Annotated in this window: 21 protein-coding genes; 7 read left to right on the top strand and 14 right to left on the bottom strand. The window is 59.2% G+C overall.

Annotated features, from left to right (window positions below; genetic code table 11):
* Positions 1-10 precede the first annotated feature (10 nt).
* From flhC to fliD, 7 genes are all read right to left on the bottom strand, one after another.
* On the bottom strand, positions 11-601 hold the full coding sequence (gene flhC / locus ACWHY3_RS08475) for a flagellar transcriptional regulator FlhC (protein WP_332779788.1): 591 nt from the start codon (positions 599-601) through the stop codon (positions 11-13).
* A gap of 3 nt (positions 602-604) precedes the next feature.
* Entirely contained in the window at positions 605-937 is a 333-nt protein-coding gene (flhD, locus tag ACWHY3_RS08470) for a flagellar transcriptional regulator FlhD (protein WP_087718848.1), read from the bottom strand.
* Between the two features lie 278 nt (positions 938-1215).
* Positions 1216-1557, bottom strand: a complete 342-nt coding sequence (locus ACWHY3_RS08465) for an EscU/YscU/HrcU family type III secretion system export apparatus switch protein (protein WP_448128015.1) — start codon at positions 1555-1557, stop codon at positions 1216-1218.
* Complete coding sequence (locus ACWHY3_RS08460) at positions 1550-2779, bottom strand: hypothetical protein (protein ID WP_332779786.1); 1230 nt, start codon at positions 2777-2779, stop codon at positions 1550-1552. The genes ACWHY3_RS08465 and ACWHY3_RS08460 overlap by 8 nt, the downstream gene beginning before the upstream one ends.
* Positions 2776-3156: a flagellar protein FliT gene (fliT, locus tag ACWHY3_RS08455; protein ID WP_071230189.1), complete on the bottom strand. Its 381-nt coding sequence runs from the start codon at positions 3154-3156 to the stop codon at positions 2776-2778. Before fliT ends, ACWHY3_RS08460 begins: the two co-directional genes overlap by 4 nt.
* A gap of 4 nt (positions 3157-3160) precedes the next feature.
* The gene (gene fliS / locus ACWHY3_RS08450; RefSeq protein WP_332779785.1) at positions 3161-3571 is read right to left on the bottom strand and encodes a flagellar export chaperone FliS; all 411 of its coding nucleotides are present in this window, start codon (positions 3569-3571) and stop codon (positions 3161-3163) included.
* 15 nt (positions 3572-3586) lie between these two features.
* The gene (gene fliD, locus ACWHY3_RS08445; protein ID WP_448128151.1) at positions 3587-5005 is read right to left on the bottom strand and encodes a flagellar filament capping protein FliD; all 1419 of its coding nucleotides are present in this window, start codon (positions 5003-5005) and stop codon (positions 3587-3589) included.
* Between the two features lie 236 nt (positions 5006-5241).
* On the opposite strand from fliD, the gene ACWHY3_RS08440 reads away from it, so the two are divergent.
* The 7 genes from ACWHY3_RS08440 (at position 5242) to ACWHY3_RS08410 (ending at position 10162) form a co-directional block, all read left to right on the top strand.
* Positions 5242-5742, top strand: a complete 501-nt coding sequence (locus tag ACWHY3_RS08440) for a hypothetical protein (RefSeq protein WP_332779784.1) — start codon at positions 5242-5244, stop codon at positions 5740-5742.
* A gap of 71 nt (positions 5743-5813) precedes the next feature.
* The gene (locus ACWHY3_RS08435; RefSeq protein ID WP_448128014.1) at positions 5814-6437 is read left to right on the top strand and encodes a CBS domain-containing protein; all 624 of its coding nucleotides are present in this window, start codon (positions 5814-5816) and stop codon (positions 6435-6437) included.
* Positions 6438-6443: 6 nt separating this feature from the next.
* Entirely contained in the window at positions 6444-7502 is a 1059-nt protein-coding gene (locus tag ACWHY3_RS08430; protein WP_087718839.1) for an asparaginase, read from the top strand.
* 69 nt (positions 7503-7571) lie between these two features.
* Positions 7572-8261, top strand: a complete 690-nt coding sequence (queC, locus tag ACWHY3_RS08425; RefSeq protein ID WP_448128013.1) for a 7-cyano-7-deazaguanine synthase QueC — start codon at positions 7572-7574, stop codon at positions 8259-8261.
* A gap of 126 nt (positions 8262-8387) precedes the next feature.
* Positions 8388-9041, top strand: a complete 654-nt coding sequence (gene queE, locus ACWHY3_RS08420; RefSeq protein ID WP_448128012.1) for a 7-carboxy-7-deazaguanine synthase — start codon at positions 8388-8390, stop codon at positions 9039-9041.
* Positions 9041-9895, top strand: coding sequence for a 6-carboxytetrahydropterin synthase (locus tag ACWHY3_RS08415; RefSeq protein WP_448128011.1), 855 nt, complete (start codon positions 9041-9043; stop codon positions 9893-9895). The genes queE and ACWHY3_RS08415 overlap by 1 nt, the downstream gene beginning before the upstream one ends.
* A gap of 15 nt (positions 9896-9910) precedes the next feature.
* Positions 9911-10162: a YkgJ family cysteine cluster protein gene (locus tag ACWHY3_RS08410; RefSeq protein WP_448128010.1), complete on the top strand. Its 252-nt coding sequence runs from the start codon at positions 9911-9913 to the stop codon at positions 10160-10162.
* A gap of 30 nt (positions 10163-10192) precedes the next feature.
* Here ACWHY3_RS08410 and ACWHY3_RS08405 read toward each other — a convergent pair whose 3' ends face one another.
* From ACWHY3_RS08405 to tig, 7 genes are all read right to left on the bottom strand, one after another.
* On the bottom strand, positions 10193-11197 hold the full coding sequence (locus ACWHY3_RS08405; protein ID WP_448128009.1) for an NADP-dependent oxidoreductase: 1005 nt from the start codon (positions 11195-11197) through the stop codon (positions 10193-10195).
* A gap of 120 nt (positions 11198-11317) precedes the next feature.
* Positions 11318-13141, bottom strand: a complete 1824-nt coding sequence (locus ACWHY3_RS08400; RefSeq protein ID WP_448128008.1) for a SurA N-terminal domain-containing protein — start codon at positions 13139-13141, stop codon at positions 11318-11320.
* 240 nt (positions 13142-13381) lie between these two features.
* On the bottom strand, positions 13382-13654 hold the full coding sequence (gene hupB / locus ACWHY3_RS08395; protein WP_071230177.1) for a nucleoid-associated protein HU-beta: 273 nt from the start codon (positions 13652-13654) through the stop codon (positions 13382-13384).
* Positions 13655-13831: 177 nt separating this feature from the next.
* Positions 13832-16234 (bottom strand): endopeptidase La, encoded by a 2403-nt coding sequence (gene lon / locus ACWHY3_RS08390; RefSeq protein WP_448128007.1) that lies wholly within the window; start codon positions 16232-16234, stop codon positions 13832-13834.
* A gap of 199 nt (positions 16235-16433) precedes the next feature.
* Positions 16434-17714: an ATP-dependent Clp protease ATP-binding subunit ClpX gene (gene clpX / locus ACWHY3_RS08385; RefSeq protein ID WP_087718831.1), complete on the bottom strand. Its 1281-nt coding sequence runs from the start codon at positions 17712-17714 to the stop codon at positions 16434-16436.
* 63 nt (positions 17715-17777) lie between these two features.
* Positions 17778-18398 (bottom strand): ATP-dependent Clp endopeptidase proteolytic subunit ClpP, encoded by a 621-nt coding sequence (clpP, locus tag ACWHY3_RS08380; protein WP_448128006.1) that lies wholly within the window; start codon positions 18396-18398, stop codon positions 17778-17780.
* An 84-nt stretch (positions 18399-18482) separates the two neighbouring features.
* The gene (tig, locus tag ACWHY3_RS08375; protein ID WP_448128005.1) at positions 18483-19838 is read right to left on the bottom strand and encodes a trigger factor; all 1356 of its coding nucleotides are present in this window, start codon (positions 19836-19838) and stop codon (positions 18483-18485) included.
* Between the last annotated feature and the right edge of the window lie 104 nt (positions 19839-19942).

Here is a 19942-nt window from a genome sequence, read left to right as displayed (position 1 = left end):
CATTTCCGAACTAGACCGCCAAGCGTCGAGCCAGCGGCAACTCCACGGGAATGAAGGTACGCCCTGCCGATTTGGCCACTTCTTTGGCCTTGCGTGTCTTGCCTGCACGGGACGGCGGCTGACAGATACCGCAGACATAATCGTGCATGGGGCTATGTGCGTGCGCCACGAAATCGCCATGACAACCCTTGCATCGGGACAACTGCAGCAGGTCGCTTTCGAAAAACCGAACCAGCGTCCAGGCACGCGTCAGCCCCAGAGTCGGCTCCACTCCATCAAGCTCGACCTGCTCGAGATAAAGTCGATAGGCCTTGACGAATGCCGGCATCCGCTCGCACCCCAACTCCTCATTGAGACGGCGATAGATATTGTAGAACAGCGAAGAATGGATATTCGGTAGCCAGGTGATGAACCAGTCAGCCGAAAACGGCAACATCCCCTTGGGCGGCGACATTCCCTTGACTTCCTTGTACAGCTTGATCAGACGGCCGCGACTCAGATCGGTCTCCGTCTCGAGAACCTGCAAGCGAGCACCCAGCTCGATCAATTCAATTGCCAGCTGTACCTGAAGCATTTCTGCAACGAGACTTTTATCCGCCATGACTCAGTTCCTCTGCTGAACAGAAGACCGGGCATGGCTCGCGCCAGCCATCAACAGTGAGGCGTGAGTTTGCTCAAGCCCCTGCGCGCGCGGGTTATGAATCAGCAGATTCAACTGATCCGCGTCAGTGAAGCGCAAGTTGCAAAGCAGCTGGTTGCTACGCGACAGCTGGGTCAACTGCTTGATCGACAGCCTGCCAATGATATCCGCCAGATCAGCACTCAGATCCAGTCGAAACATGGCCGTCTCGCGGTCTTCATTCAGCAGACGCTGAACCAGCAGAAGATAGGAAAGATTGAGATCCTGGATGTCATCCAGAAGACTATTCGAGTGCATGCTTGGATTCCCTGCGTATCGTCTTATTGGCACCCGTTGACCGGATGCTTCATCTGCCTGCAGCCATCGGCCACATCAGCTCTTTATGATGGAGCTAGTTTGCGACTTTTTGATGAAAAAAATCAAGCTCCGTAACCAAATTTGTATCTAAGTAACGGATTGATCTCGCATCGCAAAACCTTTATTTATATAAGCTATTGTTATTATTGGACAATATCAAAACCACAATACATGTAAGAACATGTACGTTACACAAGGCTTTGAAGCGAAGTGATACACTAGGATACTTCAGCGTTGAATCTTGCAGCCAGAAATAAACGCTTTTCGTCTGCCCTGGATACTATCGAGCGGTCGATCTGCCCGATCCACACCAGCAACTCTGCTATCACCTGATAGAGCGACTCGGGGATACGGGCGTCCAGGTCGACCTGCATCAGGAGAGCGACCAGCTCAGGGGACTCATGGACGAAGACCCCTTCCTGATTGGCGAGCTCGAGAATACGATCAGCCAGATTCCCGTAGCCTTTGGCAACCACCCGTGGCGCATCCGTGCGTTCGCCGCTATAAGCCAGAGCGACCGCACGACGCCGGGAATCGGACACGCTATCGTCGTCACTCATACTCCGATGCTCCTACTACCAGCTCCACGCTCATTCCCAGTGACGCCAGCCGTTCGCGTATTGGCACCAGCTCCTGGCGGAGCTGAACTCGAGCTGCCCCCTCGGCAGGCTTGATCTCCACCTGCAGCGCGGCATTGCGACGAGTCATAAAGACGATATCGATAACGCCCAGAGATGGCAGACGAACCTGAACTTCGGCGCGCCAGTCGCTGGCACCCTCCTCTTGCTCGGATCGATCGGGGGAGTCGCCAGCATCGTCATGAACGTTCTCGCGCGGAAGCTCGGTCAGTATCATCGTCATGGGCACGCCAGGCCAAAGCTGCCCTTCCCAGCGCAGATTGGGTGCCGCGATCAGTTCCAGCTGCTGCCGAACCAGTGCTTGCAGCGCATCCGATGAGGACTGCGATAACTGGTGGGCGCGCGTCATCGAAAGCGACGATGGATCCTCCGCCATGCCCTTCCCCGAGGACGCCCACTCCCCGGCAGTACCGCTCCGCGCGGCAGACGGCAAGCTTCGGTCGGAAACCATGGAAGCTGCGAGAACATCGCCCCCACGGCCCACGCTCGATGACGAGGCGGACTGGGTGCTCGAATTCGCCCCGGTCATCGTCCCGGACGAAGCGCCGGGCCGAGGCGCTGCTCGACCATCTTTTGCGGCAAAGGGGAAGCCGTAACTTGTCAGCAAAGACGTTGGCGTGAACGGTCGAAAGGTCAGACTCAGCCAGGCCTGGGGCTCACGCATCAATGATGCACGAGGGTATTGACCGGACATCCAGCGCAACAGATGCGACTCATAGAAAACGCCGCTTTCCCGCACGCTCTGTGAAAGCGACGCCGCCAGCATGTCGGGCTTCTCTATCGGATGAGCCATGAGCGCCAATAATGGCCGAATCGAGGGGGATTGAGTCGCAGGAAAGCGCGAGAGGATATCGGCAATCTCGGTCGCGGTATGGCTCAAGTGCAACTGCGCCGAGGGGACTTTCGCCAGCCCAGGGGCTACTGGTAGCTGAGAGACACCTTCACGCCCTGCGCCAGAGGGCATGGCGGCAACTCTTTCCCCGCCCTGCTGATGCAATCTCGAGTCGCTACGCGCCGGCTGGATGGCATCCGTCGATGCCGTCGCTGAAACCGGCAATGGCTGATCCTTGACAACCGGCGTATCGACCCGTCTGCCGAGAACTTGATGCAGCAGGGTGTCGATTAGCGGCGTGATGCCGCTCACGGCCGTTCATCGGTTGGCACCGCGCGCAGGCGCGAAGCAATGCTGCCTCGTCCCGCCTGATACGCCTGCCCTAGCGCCTGCTGCCGCCGCGAGCTGCCGATAAGATGGCTCAGCTCTTCCCGGCGGGACTCCAGCATGCGACGAGTCTCGGCATCCTGCTCCAGAATCCGCTCGAGCAGATCGCGCTTCTGCTCACGCTCCGAGCCATTCAACGACTGCTCGCGATCCAGAGATTTCACACGCTGCAAAGACACCAGATAGCCCGCCTCGCATTGAACGAGCGCGTCCCATTGCTGCTCCCGCGCCAGACCCAGCATCTGGGTCGACACTTCCAGCAACTGATGATACTGGTCGATCACCGGCGAGCCTGATGTCATGTGATCATGCTCCTCCAGCCAACTCGGCCGACGAATGCCGAAGCTCGCGCCAGCCGGAACCGATATCGTCGAGCAGTACCGCCGCCTGGTCCAGCTTGGCGATATCGTCACGCAAATTGGCCTGCAACAGCAGTCGTGCAATGTAATCGTAAAGCTGCCCGAGGTTGGCAGCGATATCCCCACCGCGCTCATGGTCCAGCGCTGCCGCCAGACCATTATTGACGATGTCTATCGCCTTGGAGATAGCTGCCCCCTTGGCCGCACGATTGCCATCTTCCATATGCAGTCGGGCGCTATTGATGGCTGCTTGCGCCCCATCGAAGAGCATGACGATCAGTTGGTGGGGATCGGCGGACATGACCGCCGACTCGACCCCGACCCTGGCATACGCACCGGCACCACGCCTGATATTCATCATTTTATCGCTCTATCACTGATTGGTTTGCGCGCTGAGGGCATCGAACTGCTGTGTCAGATAATCACTGGTCGAGTTCATCTGTGACACCAGCGAATCCAGGCTGGCAAATTGCGTTCGATAACGGGCGACCGTGGCATCGATGGACTCTTGCATCCGGGTATATCGATCATCCAGACTGCTGAGCGTGGTATCGATACCGTCGGTGGCAGTCTGCAGCAAGCCGCCGTCGTCGAGGATCGACCCCATGGTGTCGTCGATACTGGCGACCAGACCACTCTCGCCATCGGCACCAGAGAAGAACTGGCTGACGGCATCACTGTCGTTCGTAATGGCGTCGCTGAGCTTGTCGTCGTCGATTTCCAGCGTGCCGTCCAACTGCCGCTCGATCCCGAGATCCGACAGCATCGAGAACGTACCCTCGCTATCGCTATAGCTGAGAACGCTGCGCAATCGGGACTCGATACTGCGCATGGTCGAGTTGCCCAGCAGTGTCCCTGCGGTATCCGACTCGGAATCGTAGGAGGTCAGATTGTCGGCGGTGCTCTGGAAACTGTTGTAAGCATCGACGAAGGCTTTGACGGCCTTCGTCATCGAAGCCGTATCCTTGGATACGCTAAGCGTCTCTGCGCTTTCCGTGGTCGAGGTCAGATTGAACGTCACGCCCTGAAGGGCATCTTCGACCGTATTGGACTGACTGGTGATATCGATACCGTTGACCGTCAATTCAGCATTCTGCGATTTAACGGCCTCTTCCATAGTACCACCGGAAGCAGCGGTAAAAGTCGTCGTCTTTTCGCCCGTCGCCTCGTCAGTCGAGACAGCCGTTGTAAACCCAAAGGCCTGATCTAACGCATCCCCGTCGGCTGCCGACTTAACCGACATCACCGAGTCAGTTCCCGTTTCGGTTGACGAAAGCACTAAGCGAGAAGCCGTTCCGTCGTTGATGATCGTAGCGCTCACCCCACCCTTTTTAGCATTGATCGCATCGCGGAGATCCGCCAGGGTGTCGCCATCCGCCACTTCTACGTTGAAGCTATCTTCTCCAACGCTAAAAGTCAGCGTGCCAGACATTTCCAGAGAGACTTCGAGTCCGTAGCCCTTCGATACTACCGACTGGGACTGCGCTAGCTGCGAGACACTGACCTGATAGCGACCCGCGACCGCATCGCCGGTGGTGCTGGCCGTCACGGCATCGCCGGTCATCGAATTCTTGACCGCGGTAAACGTCTCGGGATCGCTCAACTTGGTCGCGGCGTCGCGCAACGCGGTCAACGAGCTTTCGAGCGTACCGAAGGCCGACAGCTTGGTCTTGTAACTCTGCTGCTGCGAGACGATCGGCGTGAGCTTTTCCTGCTCTGCGCTTTCCAGGTCATCGAGCAACCCGCTCAGATCCAGTCCGGAACCGATACCTAGTGACGATATGGAAGCCATATAACCTCTCTTTGCCTGGCGCAATTTGTAACACGCCGATCACGACAGCAGGCGCCGATTTAGGCGCACTTTAGTATGTTGATTTCCTGATCGGCCGATGATCCGTAAACTTTAGCGCTGACTGATCTTCTTTTTTCGCTCCGCCGGTGTGGGGAAAGGCGAACCGTGGGTGGTCAGGTAGCCGCCATTTAAGCGATCATAGGCCGCCGACCTATTCGCCACTATCCGGAGACAACATGGACGCGAACTCCCTGCATGCCAATTATCGCCTATGGCAGCGTTTTCAGCGCCAGGAACAACTGGGGCGCGAACACCAGGCGGCACTGCGCAAGCTGGCGGATACCGGTGCGATGGCGTCCCGTGTTACCGAGGCCTATCGCAGCATGGCGGATCGCGCCGCGAAAGAGGGAGCGAGCTATCGCACGGTGTTCCAGCGTCAACGTGACAACGGCGACAATTTCGCCTGCGAAGGCTGGTTGTTTGTGCGTCGCGTGCTGGCCGAAGGTGGCACGACGCGAGTTCGCGCCACACTTTTCGAAACCTTCACCCTGGAAGACGGCGATATCCCCCCCTCCGCGGAGAGCCCCAAAAAGGTCACGCTGGACATTTACGACGAACTTCTGGTCCAGAAGACCATGAAACTGGGTTGCCGTATCGATCGTCAGGACGACGAACGCGATACCCGTTTCATCACTTTCCTGGACAGCGTGCGCGGCGATCTACGTCAGTATCTGTAACGCTTCAATCCAGTTTCGGACCTGCCCCTCAAGTCTCGATTTCAACATTTTGGCTTGCCTGGAGATTCTCGATGGCCAACACAACTCACCCTTCAAAAGTCCATTTTACGGCATTGGCCCTGGAAAACCTGGACGGCGTCAGCGGCATCGTACAGCCCGCGAACCAGACGCAACCCGTGACACTGGAAAGCTCCGCCACCATGCTGGTCACAGATTTCAGCGTCAGTCATCCGTATACCCTGCCTACCGGGAGCTCTATTGCGCAAGCGCTGGAAACGATGAAGCAGGCCGGCGTACGCCTGCTGATGCTGGTCAATGCCAGCGGCAATTTCACCGGCGTGGTCAATGCCCGCGAACTGATTGGCGGGCGTCGCATCACACTGGCGATGCAGCAGCATCAGATCGGCCGGGACGAAGTCACCGCAGAGATGATCCAGACCCCGCGTAGCGAGCTGCATTCGCTCTCGTATGCCAAGATCTCCCACGCCAGCGTCGGCGATCTGGTCGAAACGCTGAAGTCTTCGGGCGATCAGCACGTGTTGATTACCGAGCCGGACGGCAGCGGCGGCAGCAGGATTCGCGGCATCATCTCGGCCTCCAATATCAGCCGAGCATTGGGCGTCGACCTGAACCACCCGCCGGAAGCACGTACCTTCTCGTCGATCTGTCAGGTCCTCCTGGGTCACGATCTCTAGACAGCCATGTGCCTCACAGCTAACGACCAAGCCCCTCTCCCTATTCTGGTGATTTACACCGGCGGCACCATCGGCATGCGCGACAGCGACCGCGGCCTGGTGGCCGCCGGTAACTTCGGTTCCCGCATGGCGGCAGCGCTGTCGACGCTGCCGCCCGACCGACAGGGCAAGCTGCCCCGGTATGCAGTCTGGGAAACACCACGCCCGATCGACTCCAGCAGTGCCACGCCAGCCGACTGGGCTGCGCTGGCACTGCTGATCACCGAGCGATATCAGGATTATGCCGGGTTCGTGGTGCTTCACGGCACCGATACTCTCGCCTGGTGTGCGTCCAGTCTGGCATTTCAGCTTCAGGGCTTGTCCAAACCGGTCATCGTCACGGGTTCGCAGAAGCCACTGGGTATCGAGGGCAGCGACGCACTCGACAATCTGGAAGCCTCGTTGATGTTCGCGACACAAACCGACTTGCGAGAAGTCTGCGTGAGTTTCGCAAATCGCCTGATGCGAGGGTGCCGGACACGAAAATGGTACACTCAGGACGCTCAGGGCTTCGAAAGCCCCAATTGGCCGCTATTGGGCGAAATAGTGGATCACGCCCCGGTCATTTACGCTGCACGCTGCAGTGGCATTCAGGGTGCTCCTCGTTTCGAACTGGCCACCGGCCCGACGCCGGTGGTCGTTCGCCTGACCTTGTGGCCGGGCATTCGTGCTCAGGACGTGGACCGATGGTTGGATGACGACCGCATACGTGGCGTCGTGATCGAGTGCTGGGGCAGCGGCAATCTGCCGGAAGACGAAGCACTACTCGGTGTTCTGGCCCGCGCCAGCGCGGAAGGCAAGGTGCTGGTCGCCATCAGCCAATGTCCCTTCGGCGGCGTCCATCTCGGCACCTACGCCGCTGGTCGAATACTCGAGGAAATCGGCATTCTGTCCGGCGATGACATGACGCCGGAAGCAGCCCACTGCAAGCTCATTCATCTGCTCGCCCAGGGATCGTCACAAGAGACGCTGAGACAACGCTTTCTAACCCCCCTGGTCGGCGAAAGAGGCGCCTTCGCGACGTGATCGTACGCCGCGTCGGCCGCCCTCCATCACTTCAAGTTCCAGACAGCTTGCTTGTTATAGGTTGACAGCATGACATCCTCGACTTCCCAGACTACGTCCAGACCGGCCGTCGTGATCTATTCCGGCGGCATGGACTCCTACACGGTCTTGCATAGAGCGTTGCGCGAGGGCCATGACGTCCATGCGCTATCGTTTCACTACGGTCAGCGTCATGCTCGCGAGCTCGATGTCGCTCGCCAGGTATGCACCGACTTGGGCGTCTCGCACCGGGTCGTCGATATTCGCGCCATTCACCAACTGATCGGCAATTCGGCACTGACCGACAGCGATCGAGCCATGCCGAAGGCGGACTACGCCGAGGACAACCTGGCAGATACCGTAGTTCCCAACCGCAACATGATTCTGTTGTCGCTGGCGATCGGCCACGCGGTCAATATCGGCGCACCGATCTGTTTCTACGGCGCGCATGGCGGCGATCACGTCCTTTATCCCGACTGTCGCCCGGCTTTCGTCGAACGCATGAACGATGTGGCTGCCATCGCCAACTTCGAGGCCGTCAGGATCGAAGCCCCATATTTGCATAGCGATAAAGCGCAGATTCTTGCCGACGGGATCGAAATGGGCCTGGATTACGCCCAGACCTGGACCTGCTACCTGGGCGAAGCCACCGCTTGCGGCGAATGCGGCAGCTGTCGAGAGCGGCTCGCTGCGTTTGCCAGCCAGGGAAAGACGGACCCACTGCCGTATGCCAAACGTTAATATCCGAATCTCACGACAATCTCGCGACGAGACCTGATGCCAGGCAGGACCTGGCGCCAAAGGTAACGCGTAGAATGTCGTCGACATCCAGTGCGTCGAGCCTGACAGCCCAGAACGGAAACTTGCATGTATAGCGTCAAAGAAGCCTTCTACACCCTGCAGGGGGAAGGCGCCCAAGCCGGTCGCGCCAGTGTTTTCTGCCGTTTTGCCGGTTGCAACCTCTGGTCGGGTCGGGAACGGGACCGTGCCGCCAGCCAGTGCACTTTCTGTGATACCGACTTCGTCGGCACCGATGGTCAGAATGGCGGTCAATTCAACGATGCCGACGGCCTGGCTTCACATCTCGAACAACTCTGGCCGACGCCTGCTCGAGGCGACTTCACGCGTTATGTGGTCTTCACCGGTGGCGAACCTCTGCTGCAACTGGACCCGGCGCTGATCGCTGCCATGCATGCCAGAGGGTTCGAGATCGCCGTCGAGACCAATGGCACGATCCAGGCACCCGAAGGCATCGACTGGATCTGCGTCAGTCCGAAAGGCGACACGGCATTGCGCCAGACCCGGGGCAACGAGCTCAAGCTGGTCTATCCCCAGGCCGGCATCGACCCCGAAACGTTCTCTGGGCTGAATTTCACTCATTTCTTTCTGCAGCCGATGGATCTCGCGCCAGGCGCCATCGTTACCGATGGCAGCCCGATGGAGGCGACGGTCGAGTACTGCATGCGCCATCCTCAATGGCGACTGTCGCTGCAGACCCACAAGATTGCAGGAATCGATTGATGACCCTGTTCGTGAACAACCTGACCAATATCGACGCCTCGATCTGGTCACCCCAACGCGGCCTGAGCGGCGCCAGCTGGCACGTCGATGTCGAACTCGACGGTGAGCTGGGGGAAGACGGCATGCTGTTCGATTTCGGTGAGGTCAAACCCTGGATCAAGTCACGTCTCGACGCCGGCCTGGACCACACCTTGCTCGTGCCGACCCAGGCGGCGGGCGTCAGGATCGAGGAGTGCAGCGAAGGGCTGCACATGGCGGCGGAACTCCCCTTCCCCTTCGAGGTGCGCGCTCCGCGCCAAGGCTTCACGCTGTTCCCCTGGGGGGAGATCACTGCGGAGCGGCTGGGAGCACATCTCAGTAACGAGCTCAGCAAAAGACCGCCACCTCGCGTCGAGGCGATCCGCATTCGTCTGCGGGAGGAACTGGCCGATGGCGCGATCTATAGCTACAGCCATGGCCTCAAGCACCACAAGGGGAACTGCCAGCGCATCGCCCATGGTCACCGCTCGCACCTGAGAATCTGGCGCAACGGTCAACGTGATCCGGAGCTAGAAGCGTTTTGGGCGCAACGTCTGGACAACGGGTATCTCGTCGACGATGCCGATATCGTCGATCCCCGCCGCAACGATGAGATCATGCGCGTTCGCTACCGCTCCGGCCAAGGGCAGTTTCAGCTCCAGTTGCCGAAAGAGCGCTGTCACATCTTGCCTGCGCCCACGACCGTCGAAAACATCGCGACCTGGTTGGCCCATCAGATTGCGCAATCCACCGGTGCGCATATCCGGGTGCAGGCATTCGAAGGGATCGACAAAGGCGCTCTCGCCGAGAGCCGTGGTACGGCTACGGCAGGTTAAGGAGACCGAAACACAATGAGTTGTCGGATCGGCTGCGGCGCGTGTTGCATCGCGCCCTCGATCACCTCGCCCATCCCCGGCATGCCCAACGGCAAACCCGCCGGGGAGCGCTGCGTACAGCTGGACGAAAACAACCTGTGCCGGTTGTTTGGAGATCCTCGGCGCCCAGCTGTCTGCCATCACTTCGAGTACGACAGGCAGCTGTGTAGCGACGATCGCGAGCAGGCGCTCAGAATTCTGGGGGAATGGGAGCGCGCCACTCAGTAGGCGCCCTCCCCATCATCGAGGCTTCCGGGTTCAGGGAAGGCGGACCAGCATCTTGCCCTCGTTCTCTCCCGAGAAAAGCTTCAGGAAGGCATCAGGCATCTGCTCCAGACCCTCGACGACGGTCTCGCGGTAACGAATCGCCTCGCGTTCGACGTCAGGGGCAACCTGCTCCAGAAATGACTGATAGTGACTCCAGTGTTCGCCGACGATGAACCCTTCCATGCGCGCCTTGCGAAACAGCAACTGGTTGAGGTTGCCGGGACCGCCCGACGGCCCTGTCGCGTTGTAACGGTCGATCATCCCGCAGATCGCGATGCGAGCATGATCCCGAAGATTGGCGAGCGCCGCCTCCAGCAGAGGACCACCCACGTTTTCGTAGTAGATGTCATATCCTTCGGGGGAAGCTTCGTGGAGTGCCTGTGTCAGCGCGTCGACATCCTTGTTCCGGTAGTTGACTGCCTTGACGCCCATCGATTCCAGCCAGTCGCACTTGGCCGGACTGCCAGCGACGCCGACGACATGGCAATCCGCCGCCTTGGCTAGCTGCACGGCCAACGAGCCCACAGCGCCGGAAGCTGCGCTGACGAGGACGCGCTGCCGTGGCTGTAGCTCGGCAATGAGGTTGAGCCCGGTCCACGCTGTCATGCCCGGCATTCCCAGCACGCCGAGGTAAGCTTGTTCCGGCACATCAAACTTCGGCAGCGGCTCGACCTCTTCCCCTGGCAATTGAGCGACATCTCGCCAACCCGCCATGTGTCGAACTCGGTCTCCCTGCTGAAAGTGCGGGTGACGAGAAGCAATGACTTCGCCCACGGCGCCGCCGGACATCGGCTCGCCAAGCGCGTAGGGCTCGACATAAGTCGTGACACCGCTCATCCGGCCGCGCATGTAGGGATCGACCGATAGCCAGCGATTGCGGATGCGAACTTCGTTCGGCGCGAGGTCCGATAACGCCTCTTCTCTGATGGCAAATTGATTCGGCTGCGGCAACCCTTGCGGGATCTCGAGCAGTGCGAAGTATCGGGTGACGGTCATGAAAAACCCTCCTGGCCAACGGTAGATATGCCGTTCAGCCTAGGAGGGCATCCAAAGTCGGGCAAGGTCGCAGTGACGGTTCGGTGAACCCAGACTAACGCTCCGCCCTGGCTCGATACGTCAGTGACGCTCGACGTCGGCTTCTTCCTCCAGCGTCTGATTCAAGCCCTGAATGGCGATCTGGGCTTGCAGCCGCTGCGCCAGGCGCGTCACGAAATCCGCATCGTCTGAACTGGCGTCACCTGCCGTGACCGACTCGACGCCGACAATGGCAACGCCATTCTGGCTTTCGGCCTGCCCCCAGGCAACGGCATCCGCCTGCGGGCGGGAAAGGCGGAACGCTTCCTGCAGAATCGGCGCCGGCACGCCGTCGGCATCGCGAGTCACGCCATCGACCTGTTGCCAGTCGAGCCCCGGCACGTCATCCCCATTGCGCAGCGCTGCCAGCGTCTCATCCGCCTGCGTCTGCAACTGCTGCCGAGTCTGCTCGGCCTTGACTGCCGTCAGGATCTGATCACGAACCTCATCGAGCGGTAGCGTGCTCGCCTCACGATGGTCCACGACGCGCAGCACGACACGCTGCTGATCGTCCGTCTCGATGACGTCGCTGTTGTAGCCATCCTCGAGCACATCCGAGGAAAACGCAGCAGCAGCGGCATCAGGGTTGGAGAGTACGCCTTCCCCGCCGGCATCCCGAGAAAACCAGTCGCTGGTCTGGACCGTCAGTCCCATTTCGTCGGCGACCGACTCGAGATCGTCTGCCTGATACGCGTCGTCGGTCAGCTGCTGCACCCGCTCGTTGAACAGCGACTCGGATTGTTCGAGCCTTACCTGCTGGGCAAGCGTCTCGCGATCCTCCTCGAAAGAGGGAATGTCGACCCCCGTCACCTTGATGAGATGAAGACCGTACTGAGTCTGCACGATCTGGGATACCTGTCCCGGATCGAGCGAGAACGCGGCGTCGTCGAAGCTATCGCCAAAGAACCCTCTCTGGATCGCGCCAAGATCGCCCCCATCGCCGGCAGACGAGGAATCATCCGAGTACTCACGCGCCAGAGCGGTGAAATCCGTTCCCTGCTCGAGTTGCTGCTGCACTTCGGCAATGCGGTCGCGGGCTTCCTGTTCGGTCCGGTCGTCGCCGAACGTCACCAGAATATGGGAAACCTCACGCGGGGCCGCGGCCTTGGCCTGTTCATAGACCTGGCGCAGCTGCTCGTCGGTAACCTCGACATCCTTGGCCACGTCCTCCTGGTTCAATACCAGATAGTTGACCTTGACCTGCTCCGGGCGCCGAAAATCTTCCTGATGCTGGTCATAGTACTGCTGGAGGTCGGCATCGCTCGGAGCAACGGGCTGGTCGAGATCGGCGGGGCTCAACTGCGCGTAGCGAAATGTTCGCTGCTGCTGCTGCAACGATGCCAGTCGCGCCTTTTCCGACGGCAACAGGAAAGCTGATGCCGCAAGCCCCTGCTGAACCTGCCGACGCAGCGTGTCCGCGCGCAGTTCACGGCGGAAGGAAGCGGGCGTATAGCCGGCCTGCGCCAGTCGATTGGTAAATAGCTCTTCGGAGAAGCGGCCATCCTGATCCTGGAACTCAGGCAGCGAGACGATGAGCTGGTCCAACTGACTGTCGGAGATATGCAGACCGCCCTCGTCGGCATATTGATCCAGCGTTCGCTGGCGGATCAGTTGGTCGAGTACCTGTCCGCGAAACTGCCGCTCCTGCTCGGGCGGCACCTGCCCGGAGCGAATACCCCGCTGCACTTGCGTCTCGACCGCCTGACGACTGATGGATTCACCATTGACGGTTGCCGCATCGTTACTGCCCGCCGAGAAGTAGCTGACCAGGGATTCCGCGCCGAAAAGCGCAAAAGTCACGATGATAGCCCCCACGACGACTTTTGCCGCCCAACCTTGGGAACCCTCACGAATTCGTTGCAGCATGCTGTCCTCGCATGTCGATTACCCAATGTGTCGCGCGCGTATCGTACACCGCCATGTCACCACAGCGCATCCGTACACGAAACATTGGCTATCCTTTCTGCAAAAGTTTCGCTCTTGCAGCACGACAATAAAAAAGCGCATCGCTGGGGCGATGCGCTTATGTTTTGCGAACTCTTACCGGCTGGAAGACCTCGGTTTTCCATGCACGCCGGAACGTCGGTCCGCGCGACGGAGCGAAACTCAGTTCACCGCGTCTTTCAGCGCCTTGCCTGCCTTGAAGCTCGGCACCTTGGCAGCGCTAATCTCGATCGGCTTGCCAGTCTGCGGGTTACGGCCAGTACGCGCTGCGCGCTCTTTCACCGCAAAAGTCCCGAACCCTACCAGTGCTACGGAGTCGCCCTTCTTCAGGCTGTCTGACACGGACTCGATCATTGCATCGAGAGCACGCGTTGCAGCCGCCTTGGGAATGTCGGCAGACGCAGCAATGGCTTCAATCAGCTCGGATTTATTCACACTTCACCCCTTGACTGTATACGAAATTAACAGGACATCGATGCGTAATCAGAGACGCGATCACGATCACAACAAGTGGGCATTTTATAGCAATGCCGAGTTTCTGCTGTCAATCGAGATCATCAGAAAAACCGCGTCATATCGGGCCTGGCGTACGAAATTTACGCATCGATGAGATCAATGTGTGCTGACATTGGTTTGCGAAGAAGCTACATCTTCGGCGAGTTTATCATCGTCGTTGACATGGTTCGTCAATGCCGTTGACAACACATCATCAATCCACTTCACCGAACGAATGTCCAATGCATTCTTGATGTTCTCGGGCACCTCTTTGAGGTCCCGACGATTCTCTTCCGGTATGAGTACGATCTTTATACCACCGCGCCGTGCAGCCAGCAATTTCTCCTTGAGCCCGCCGATCGGCATGACCTCGCCGCGCAGATTCACTTCACCGGTCATTGCGACGTCACAGCGTACGGGACGCCCGGTGTAGGCTGACACCATGGCCGTTACCATACCGATACCCGCGCTCGGACCGTCCTTCGGCGTAGCGCCCTCGGGAACGTGAATATGCAGGTCTTCCTTTTCGAAACGCTCGGGGTCGATACCGAACTGGCGCGCTCTCGCCCGCACCACGGTATGAGCGGCACTGACGGACTCCTTCATGACGTCGCCCAGCGAGCCAGTCTTGTTGACTCGCCCTTTGCCCGGCGTCACGACAGACTCGATGTACAGCAGCTCGCCGCCAACCGAAGTCCAGGCCAAGCCCGTGACACGACCGACCTGATGCTCCTGATCCGCCAGGCCATAGCTGTATCGACGCACACCCGCGTAGCGTTCGATATCGTCCGCCGCCAGGGTCAGCCCGGCCTGAGCACCTTGGCCTTTCACCGCTTCCAGGCGCTCACGCAGCACCTTGCGGCTCACCTTGGCGATCTGGCGCTCGAGCTCACGCACGCCGGCTTCGCGGGAGTAGTAACGGATCAGCTCGAGCACGGATTCATCGCTGAACGTCAGCTCGCCCTCCTTGAGACCGTTCGCCTTGAGCTGCTTGGGGATCAAGTAGCGTTTGGCGATCGCGAGCTTCTCGTCCTCGGTATAGCCCGGCAGACGGATGACTTCCATACGGTCCAGCAACGGACCGGGAATGTTCATCGAGTTGGCCGTGCAGATGAACATCACGTCCGACAGGTCGTAGTCGAGCTCGAGATAATGGTCGTTGAACTTGTCGTTCTGCTCAGGATCCAGCACTTCCAGCAGCGCAGAGGAAGGATCACCACGATGATCCATGCCGATCTTGTCGACTTCGTCGAGCAGGAACAGCGGGTTACGTACCCCTGCCTTGCTCATGCGCTGAATCAGTTTACCCGGCAGCGAGCCGATGTAGGTACGTCGGTGACCACGAATCTCGGACTCATCGCGGACGCCCCCCAACGCCAGGCGAACATAGCGCCGGTTCGTGGCGCGCGCAATCGACTGACCGAGTGACGTCTTGCCTACGCCGGGAGGACCGACGAGACACAGCACCGGCCCCTTGAGCTTCTTGACCCGTTTTTGTACGGCAAGATATTCAAGAATGCGCTCTTTGACTTCTTCCAGACCATAATGGTCTTCGTCCAGTACCTTGGCAGCATGCGGCAGGTCATGCTTCACCCGAGTCCGCTTTTTCCACGGCACGGACAGCACCCAATCCAGATAGGAACGGACGACGGTGGCTTCGGCAGAGGTGGGCGACATCATCTTGAGCTTGCCGAGCTCCTGGGTGGCCTTGTCGACGGCCTCCTGAGGCATCCCGGCTTCCTTGATGCGCTGCTCGTACTTTTCCGCCTCGTTGGGTACGTTCTCGAGCTCGCCCATCTCTTTCTGGATGGCCTTCATCTGCTCATTGAGATAGTACTCGCGCTGGGACTTCTCCATCTGATCCTTGACCCGCGAGCGGATGCGCTTCTCGACCTGCAACAGATCGACTTCGGACTCGATCAGTGTCATCAGGTGTTCGACCCGATCGCGCACGCGATCCATCTCGAGTAGTTCCTGCTTGTCATCGATCTTCAGTGACAGGTGCGCACAGATCGTGTCGACGAGTCGGCTGGGATCCTCGATCTCCTGTAGCGAAGAGAGAACCTCGCCAGGCACCTTCTTGGACAGCTTGACGTACTGCTCGAACTGATTGAGCAGTACGCGAACCAGGGACTCCTGCTCACGCTCGCTCAATGGCTCGCTATCGCGCGCCACTGCCTGGGCGCTGATGAAGCCTTCCTGGTCCTGCAGGACCTTCTGGATATCGGCCCGAAAGCTTCCTTCGATAAGTACCTTGACCGTACCGTCGGGAAGCTTGAGCAGCTGCATGATATCCGCCACCGTGCCGATACTGAAAAGATCGTCGACACCAGGATCGTCATGCGCCGCCTCACGCTGAGCCACCAGCAGCACGCGCTTGTCGTGCTCCATTGCGGTCTCCAGCGCCCGGATCGATTTTTCCCGCCCTACGAACAGTGGTATGACCATCTGGGGATAGACCACCACGTCACGTAGCGGCAAGAGCGGAAGCGTCAATGTCTGGTCAGAGCTCTGCGCCATTACAGCATTTCCTCGACAAACTTTCGGATGGGTGAGCCACCAGAGCGGCAATATCAATATGAGAAGTACGTGGGGGCGTCATCGTTCAGATGCAAGTAGCAACCGATAGACTAGCGAATCCATGAAAGACCGAATCCATAAAAAAGGGGGCCATCAGGCCCCCTCGCTAGACAGCTGGACGGGTAACGACGCGCCCCGATCATCCGTCCTTGTTGGCAACGCGACTCTCTTCCTGCTTGGAGTAGATCAGCAACGGTTCGCTGTCGCCGGCGATGACGGAGCTGTCGATCACGACTTTGGTAACGCCGTCGAGTGACGGCACGTCGTACATCGTTTCCAACAGCACCGACTCCAGAATCGAACGTAGCCCCCGTGCGCCCGTCTTGCGCTCCATGGCCTTGTGCGCCACGGCTCGCAAGGCGTCCTCGCGGAAATCCAGCTCCACCCCTTCCATCTCGAACAGGTGCGCATACTGCTTGACCAGCGAGTTCTTGGGCTCGGTCAGGATCTGGACCAGCGCATCTTCGGTCAGTTCGGTCAACGTCGCGATCACCGGCAGACGCCCGACAAACTCGGGAATCAGCCCGAACTTGACGAGATCCTCGGGCTCGACGCCGGCAAGGATGTCACCGACACCCTTGTTACTCTCCTTGCTCTTCACCGCGGCGTTGAAACCGATACCGCCCTTCTCGGCGCGGTCGCGAATGACCTTGTCCAGGCCCGCGAAGGCACCGCCGACGATAAACAGGATATTGCCGGTGTCCACTTGCAGGAATTCCTGCTGTGGATGCTTGCGGCCGCCCTGCGGTGGAACGGAAGCCGTCGTTCCTTCGATCAGTTTGAGCAGCGCCTGCTGGACGCCCTCGCCGGACACGTCACGCGTGATAGAGGGGTTGTCCGATTTGCGCGAGATCTTGTCGATCTCGTCGATGTAGACGATCCCGCGCTGGGCTTTCTCGACGTCGTAGTCACATTTCTGCAGCAACTTCTGGATAATGTTCTCGACGTCCTCGCCCACGTAGCCCGCTTCGGTGAGCGTCGTGGCGTCTGCGATCGTGAACGGAACGTTGAGCAGACGCGCCAGAGTCTCCGCCAGCAGCGTCTTGCCGCTGCCCGTCGGACCAATCAGTAGAATATTGGACTTGCCCAGCTCGATGCTGTCGCTCTTGCCACCACTACGCAGACGCTTGTAGTGATTGTAGACCGCAACGGACAGCACCATCTTGGCGCGGTCCTGACCAATCACATAGTCGTCGAGCGTGTTACGGATCTCTCGGGGTACGGGAAGACGGTCTTCATCGCTCTCGGCGTCGGCTTCCAGGACCTCCTCGCGAATGATGTCATTGCAGAGATCGACACACTCGTCACAGATGTAGACAGACGGGCCTGCGATGAGCTTGCGCACTTCGTTCTGATTCTTGCCGCAGAACGAGCAGTACAGCAGCTTGCCGTTGTCGTCTTTGCCTTTACCGTCGGCCATTCGTGTACCTCGTCAGGACGACGGCGCAGCGCGCCGTCGTGTGAAACCTTGACTCAAACGCTATCAGGATACCGGACGCTTATCCAGCACGGCGTCGATCAGGCCGTATTCGACGGCCTGGCCACCATCCATGAAGTTGTCACGGTCGGTGTCCTGGGCGATCTTGTCGATATCCTGACCCGTGTGATTCGCCAGGATGCGATTCAGCTTCTGGCGAATGGTCAGGATTTCACGGGTGTGGATCTCGATGTCCGCTGCCTGCCCCTGATAACCCCCAAGTGGCTGGTGGATCATCATGCGCGAATGCGGCAGGCAGAAGCGCTTGTCCTTCGCGCCACCAGCCAGCAACAGCGCGCCCATGCTAGCCGCCTGGCCGATACAGACCGTCGAGACATCCGGCTTGATGAACTGCATGGTGTCATAGATGGACATGCCCGCCGTCACTGAACCACCCGGCGAGTTGATGTAGAGGTGAATATCCTTGTCAGGATTTTCGGACTCGAGGAATAGCAGCTGTGCCACGACCAGGTTGGCCATGTAGTCCTCGACCGGGCCGACCAGGAAGATGACACGTTCTTTGAGCAGACGAGAGTAGATATCGTACGACCGCTCGCCGCGCGCACTCTGCTCCACCACCATCGGGACCAGGCCGCCGGCATTACTGATGTCGAACTCGTTACGCATCGCGATTTCCTTAGAGCTGGTGATTGTCAGGCCCATCGACTAGCGGCCCGGCTTCTGCCGGGCCGCTCGCTTACCAAGCACCCATCATGCTTTGGAATCGCTTTCCTCGGCCTCGTCTTCTTCAGCCGATTGCTCGGCCTGCTGAGCCGCCTGAAGCACTTGCTCGTAGCTCATGCTGACGTCGTTAACCTGAGCCTGCTCGAGGAGCTTGTCAACGGCCTTGTCTTCCAGCACCGCGGACTTGATCTGCCCCTTGAGCTCGTCGTTCTTCATGTACTGCTCGACGGCCTGCTCGGGCTGCTGATACTGGGACGCCAGTTCTTCGGCGCGCACACGGATCTCGTCGTCACTGGCATCCAGCTCGTGCTGCTTGATGACTTCTGCCAGCAACAGACCAACCTTGACGCGAGTACGAGCCTGGTCGGCAAACAGCTCGTTGGGCAACTGGCTGACATCGAAGTCTTCGCCAAGACCGAACTGCTGAGCCGCCTGACGCTTGAGCCCTTCGGTCTCCTGATCGACCAGTGACTGGGGCACGGTGACGTCATTGGCTTTCTGAAGCGCATCGAGAGCCTGCTGCTTGACGCGATTCTGCGCGGCCTGCTTGACCTCGCGCTCCATGTTGCTCTTGATCTCGGCACGGAACTTGTCGGCATCGCCTTCTTCCACGCCGAATTCCTTGATGAAGTCGGCATCGACTTCCGGCAGCGCCTTGGCGGAGACCTCGTGGACCGTCACCTTGAAAGTCGCTTCCTGACCCGCCAGGTGTTCGGCCTGGTAGTCTTCCGGGAAGGTCACGCTGATACGCTTCTCTTCACCAGCCTTGGCACCAATCAGTTGCTCTTCGAAGCCGGGGATGAAACGGTTGGAGCCCAGCTCGAGCTCGTGACCTTCGGCAGCGCCACCTTCGAACGGCTCGTCTCCCAGGAACCCCTGGAAATCGATCTTGACCTGATCGCCATTTTCCGCCGCGCGCTCTACCGGCTGGAATTTGGCGCGCTGACCGCGCAGCGTTTCGATCATGGTGTCGATATCGGCGTCAGTGATTTCCGTCTTGGGGCGTTCCACGACCGTACCGTCGATGCTCTGCAGTTCGATCTCGGGATAGACTTCCAGCGTCGCGACAAACTCCAGATCCTTGCCCGTCTGATCGACCTTGGGTTCGATCGATGGATAACCGGCCGGGTTCAGGCTCTGCTCGGTGATCGCCCGCACGTAGTGCTGGCGCATGAGCTCGCTGACGACTTCGTTGCGCACGTCCTTGCCGTAGCGCTGACGCACGACCGCCATCGGGATCTTCCCTTGACGAAAGCCATTCAGACGAACGCGCTTGGCGGTGTCTTGCAGGCGAGCAGAAACGGCCTCGTCAACCTCGGCTGCCGGAACCTGAACAGTGATGCGACGTTCGATCTGGGATGTCGTCTCAACGGAAACTTGCATAGATGATCCTCTACCGACGGGGGCGTTCTGTGATTGCAACTCAAAAACCAGGCTTCAAAACTGTCATTTCAAAGCACTCATTTCAAAACAAGAGGGCGATTTTA

It is taken from the genome of Salinicola sp. NYA28a, assembly GCF_976982775.1.
This window is presented reverse-complemented; position numbering and strand designations above follow the sequence as displayed.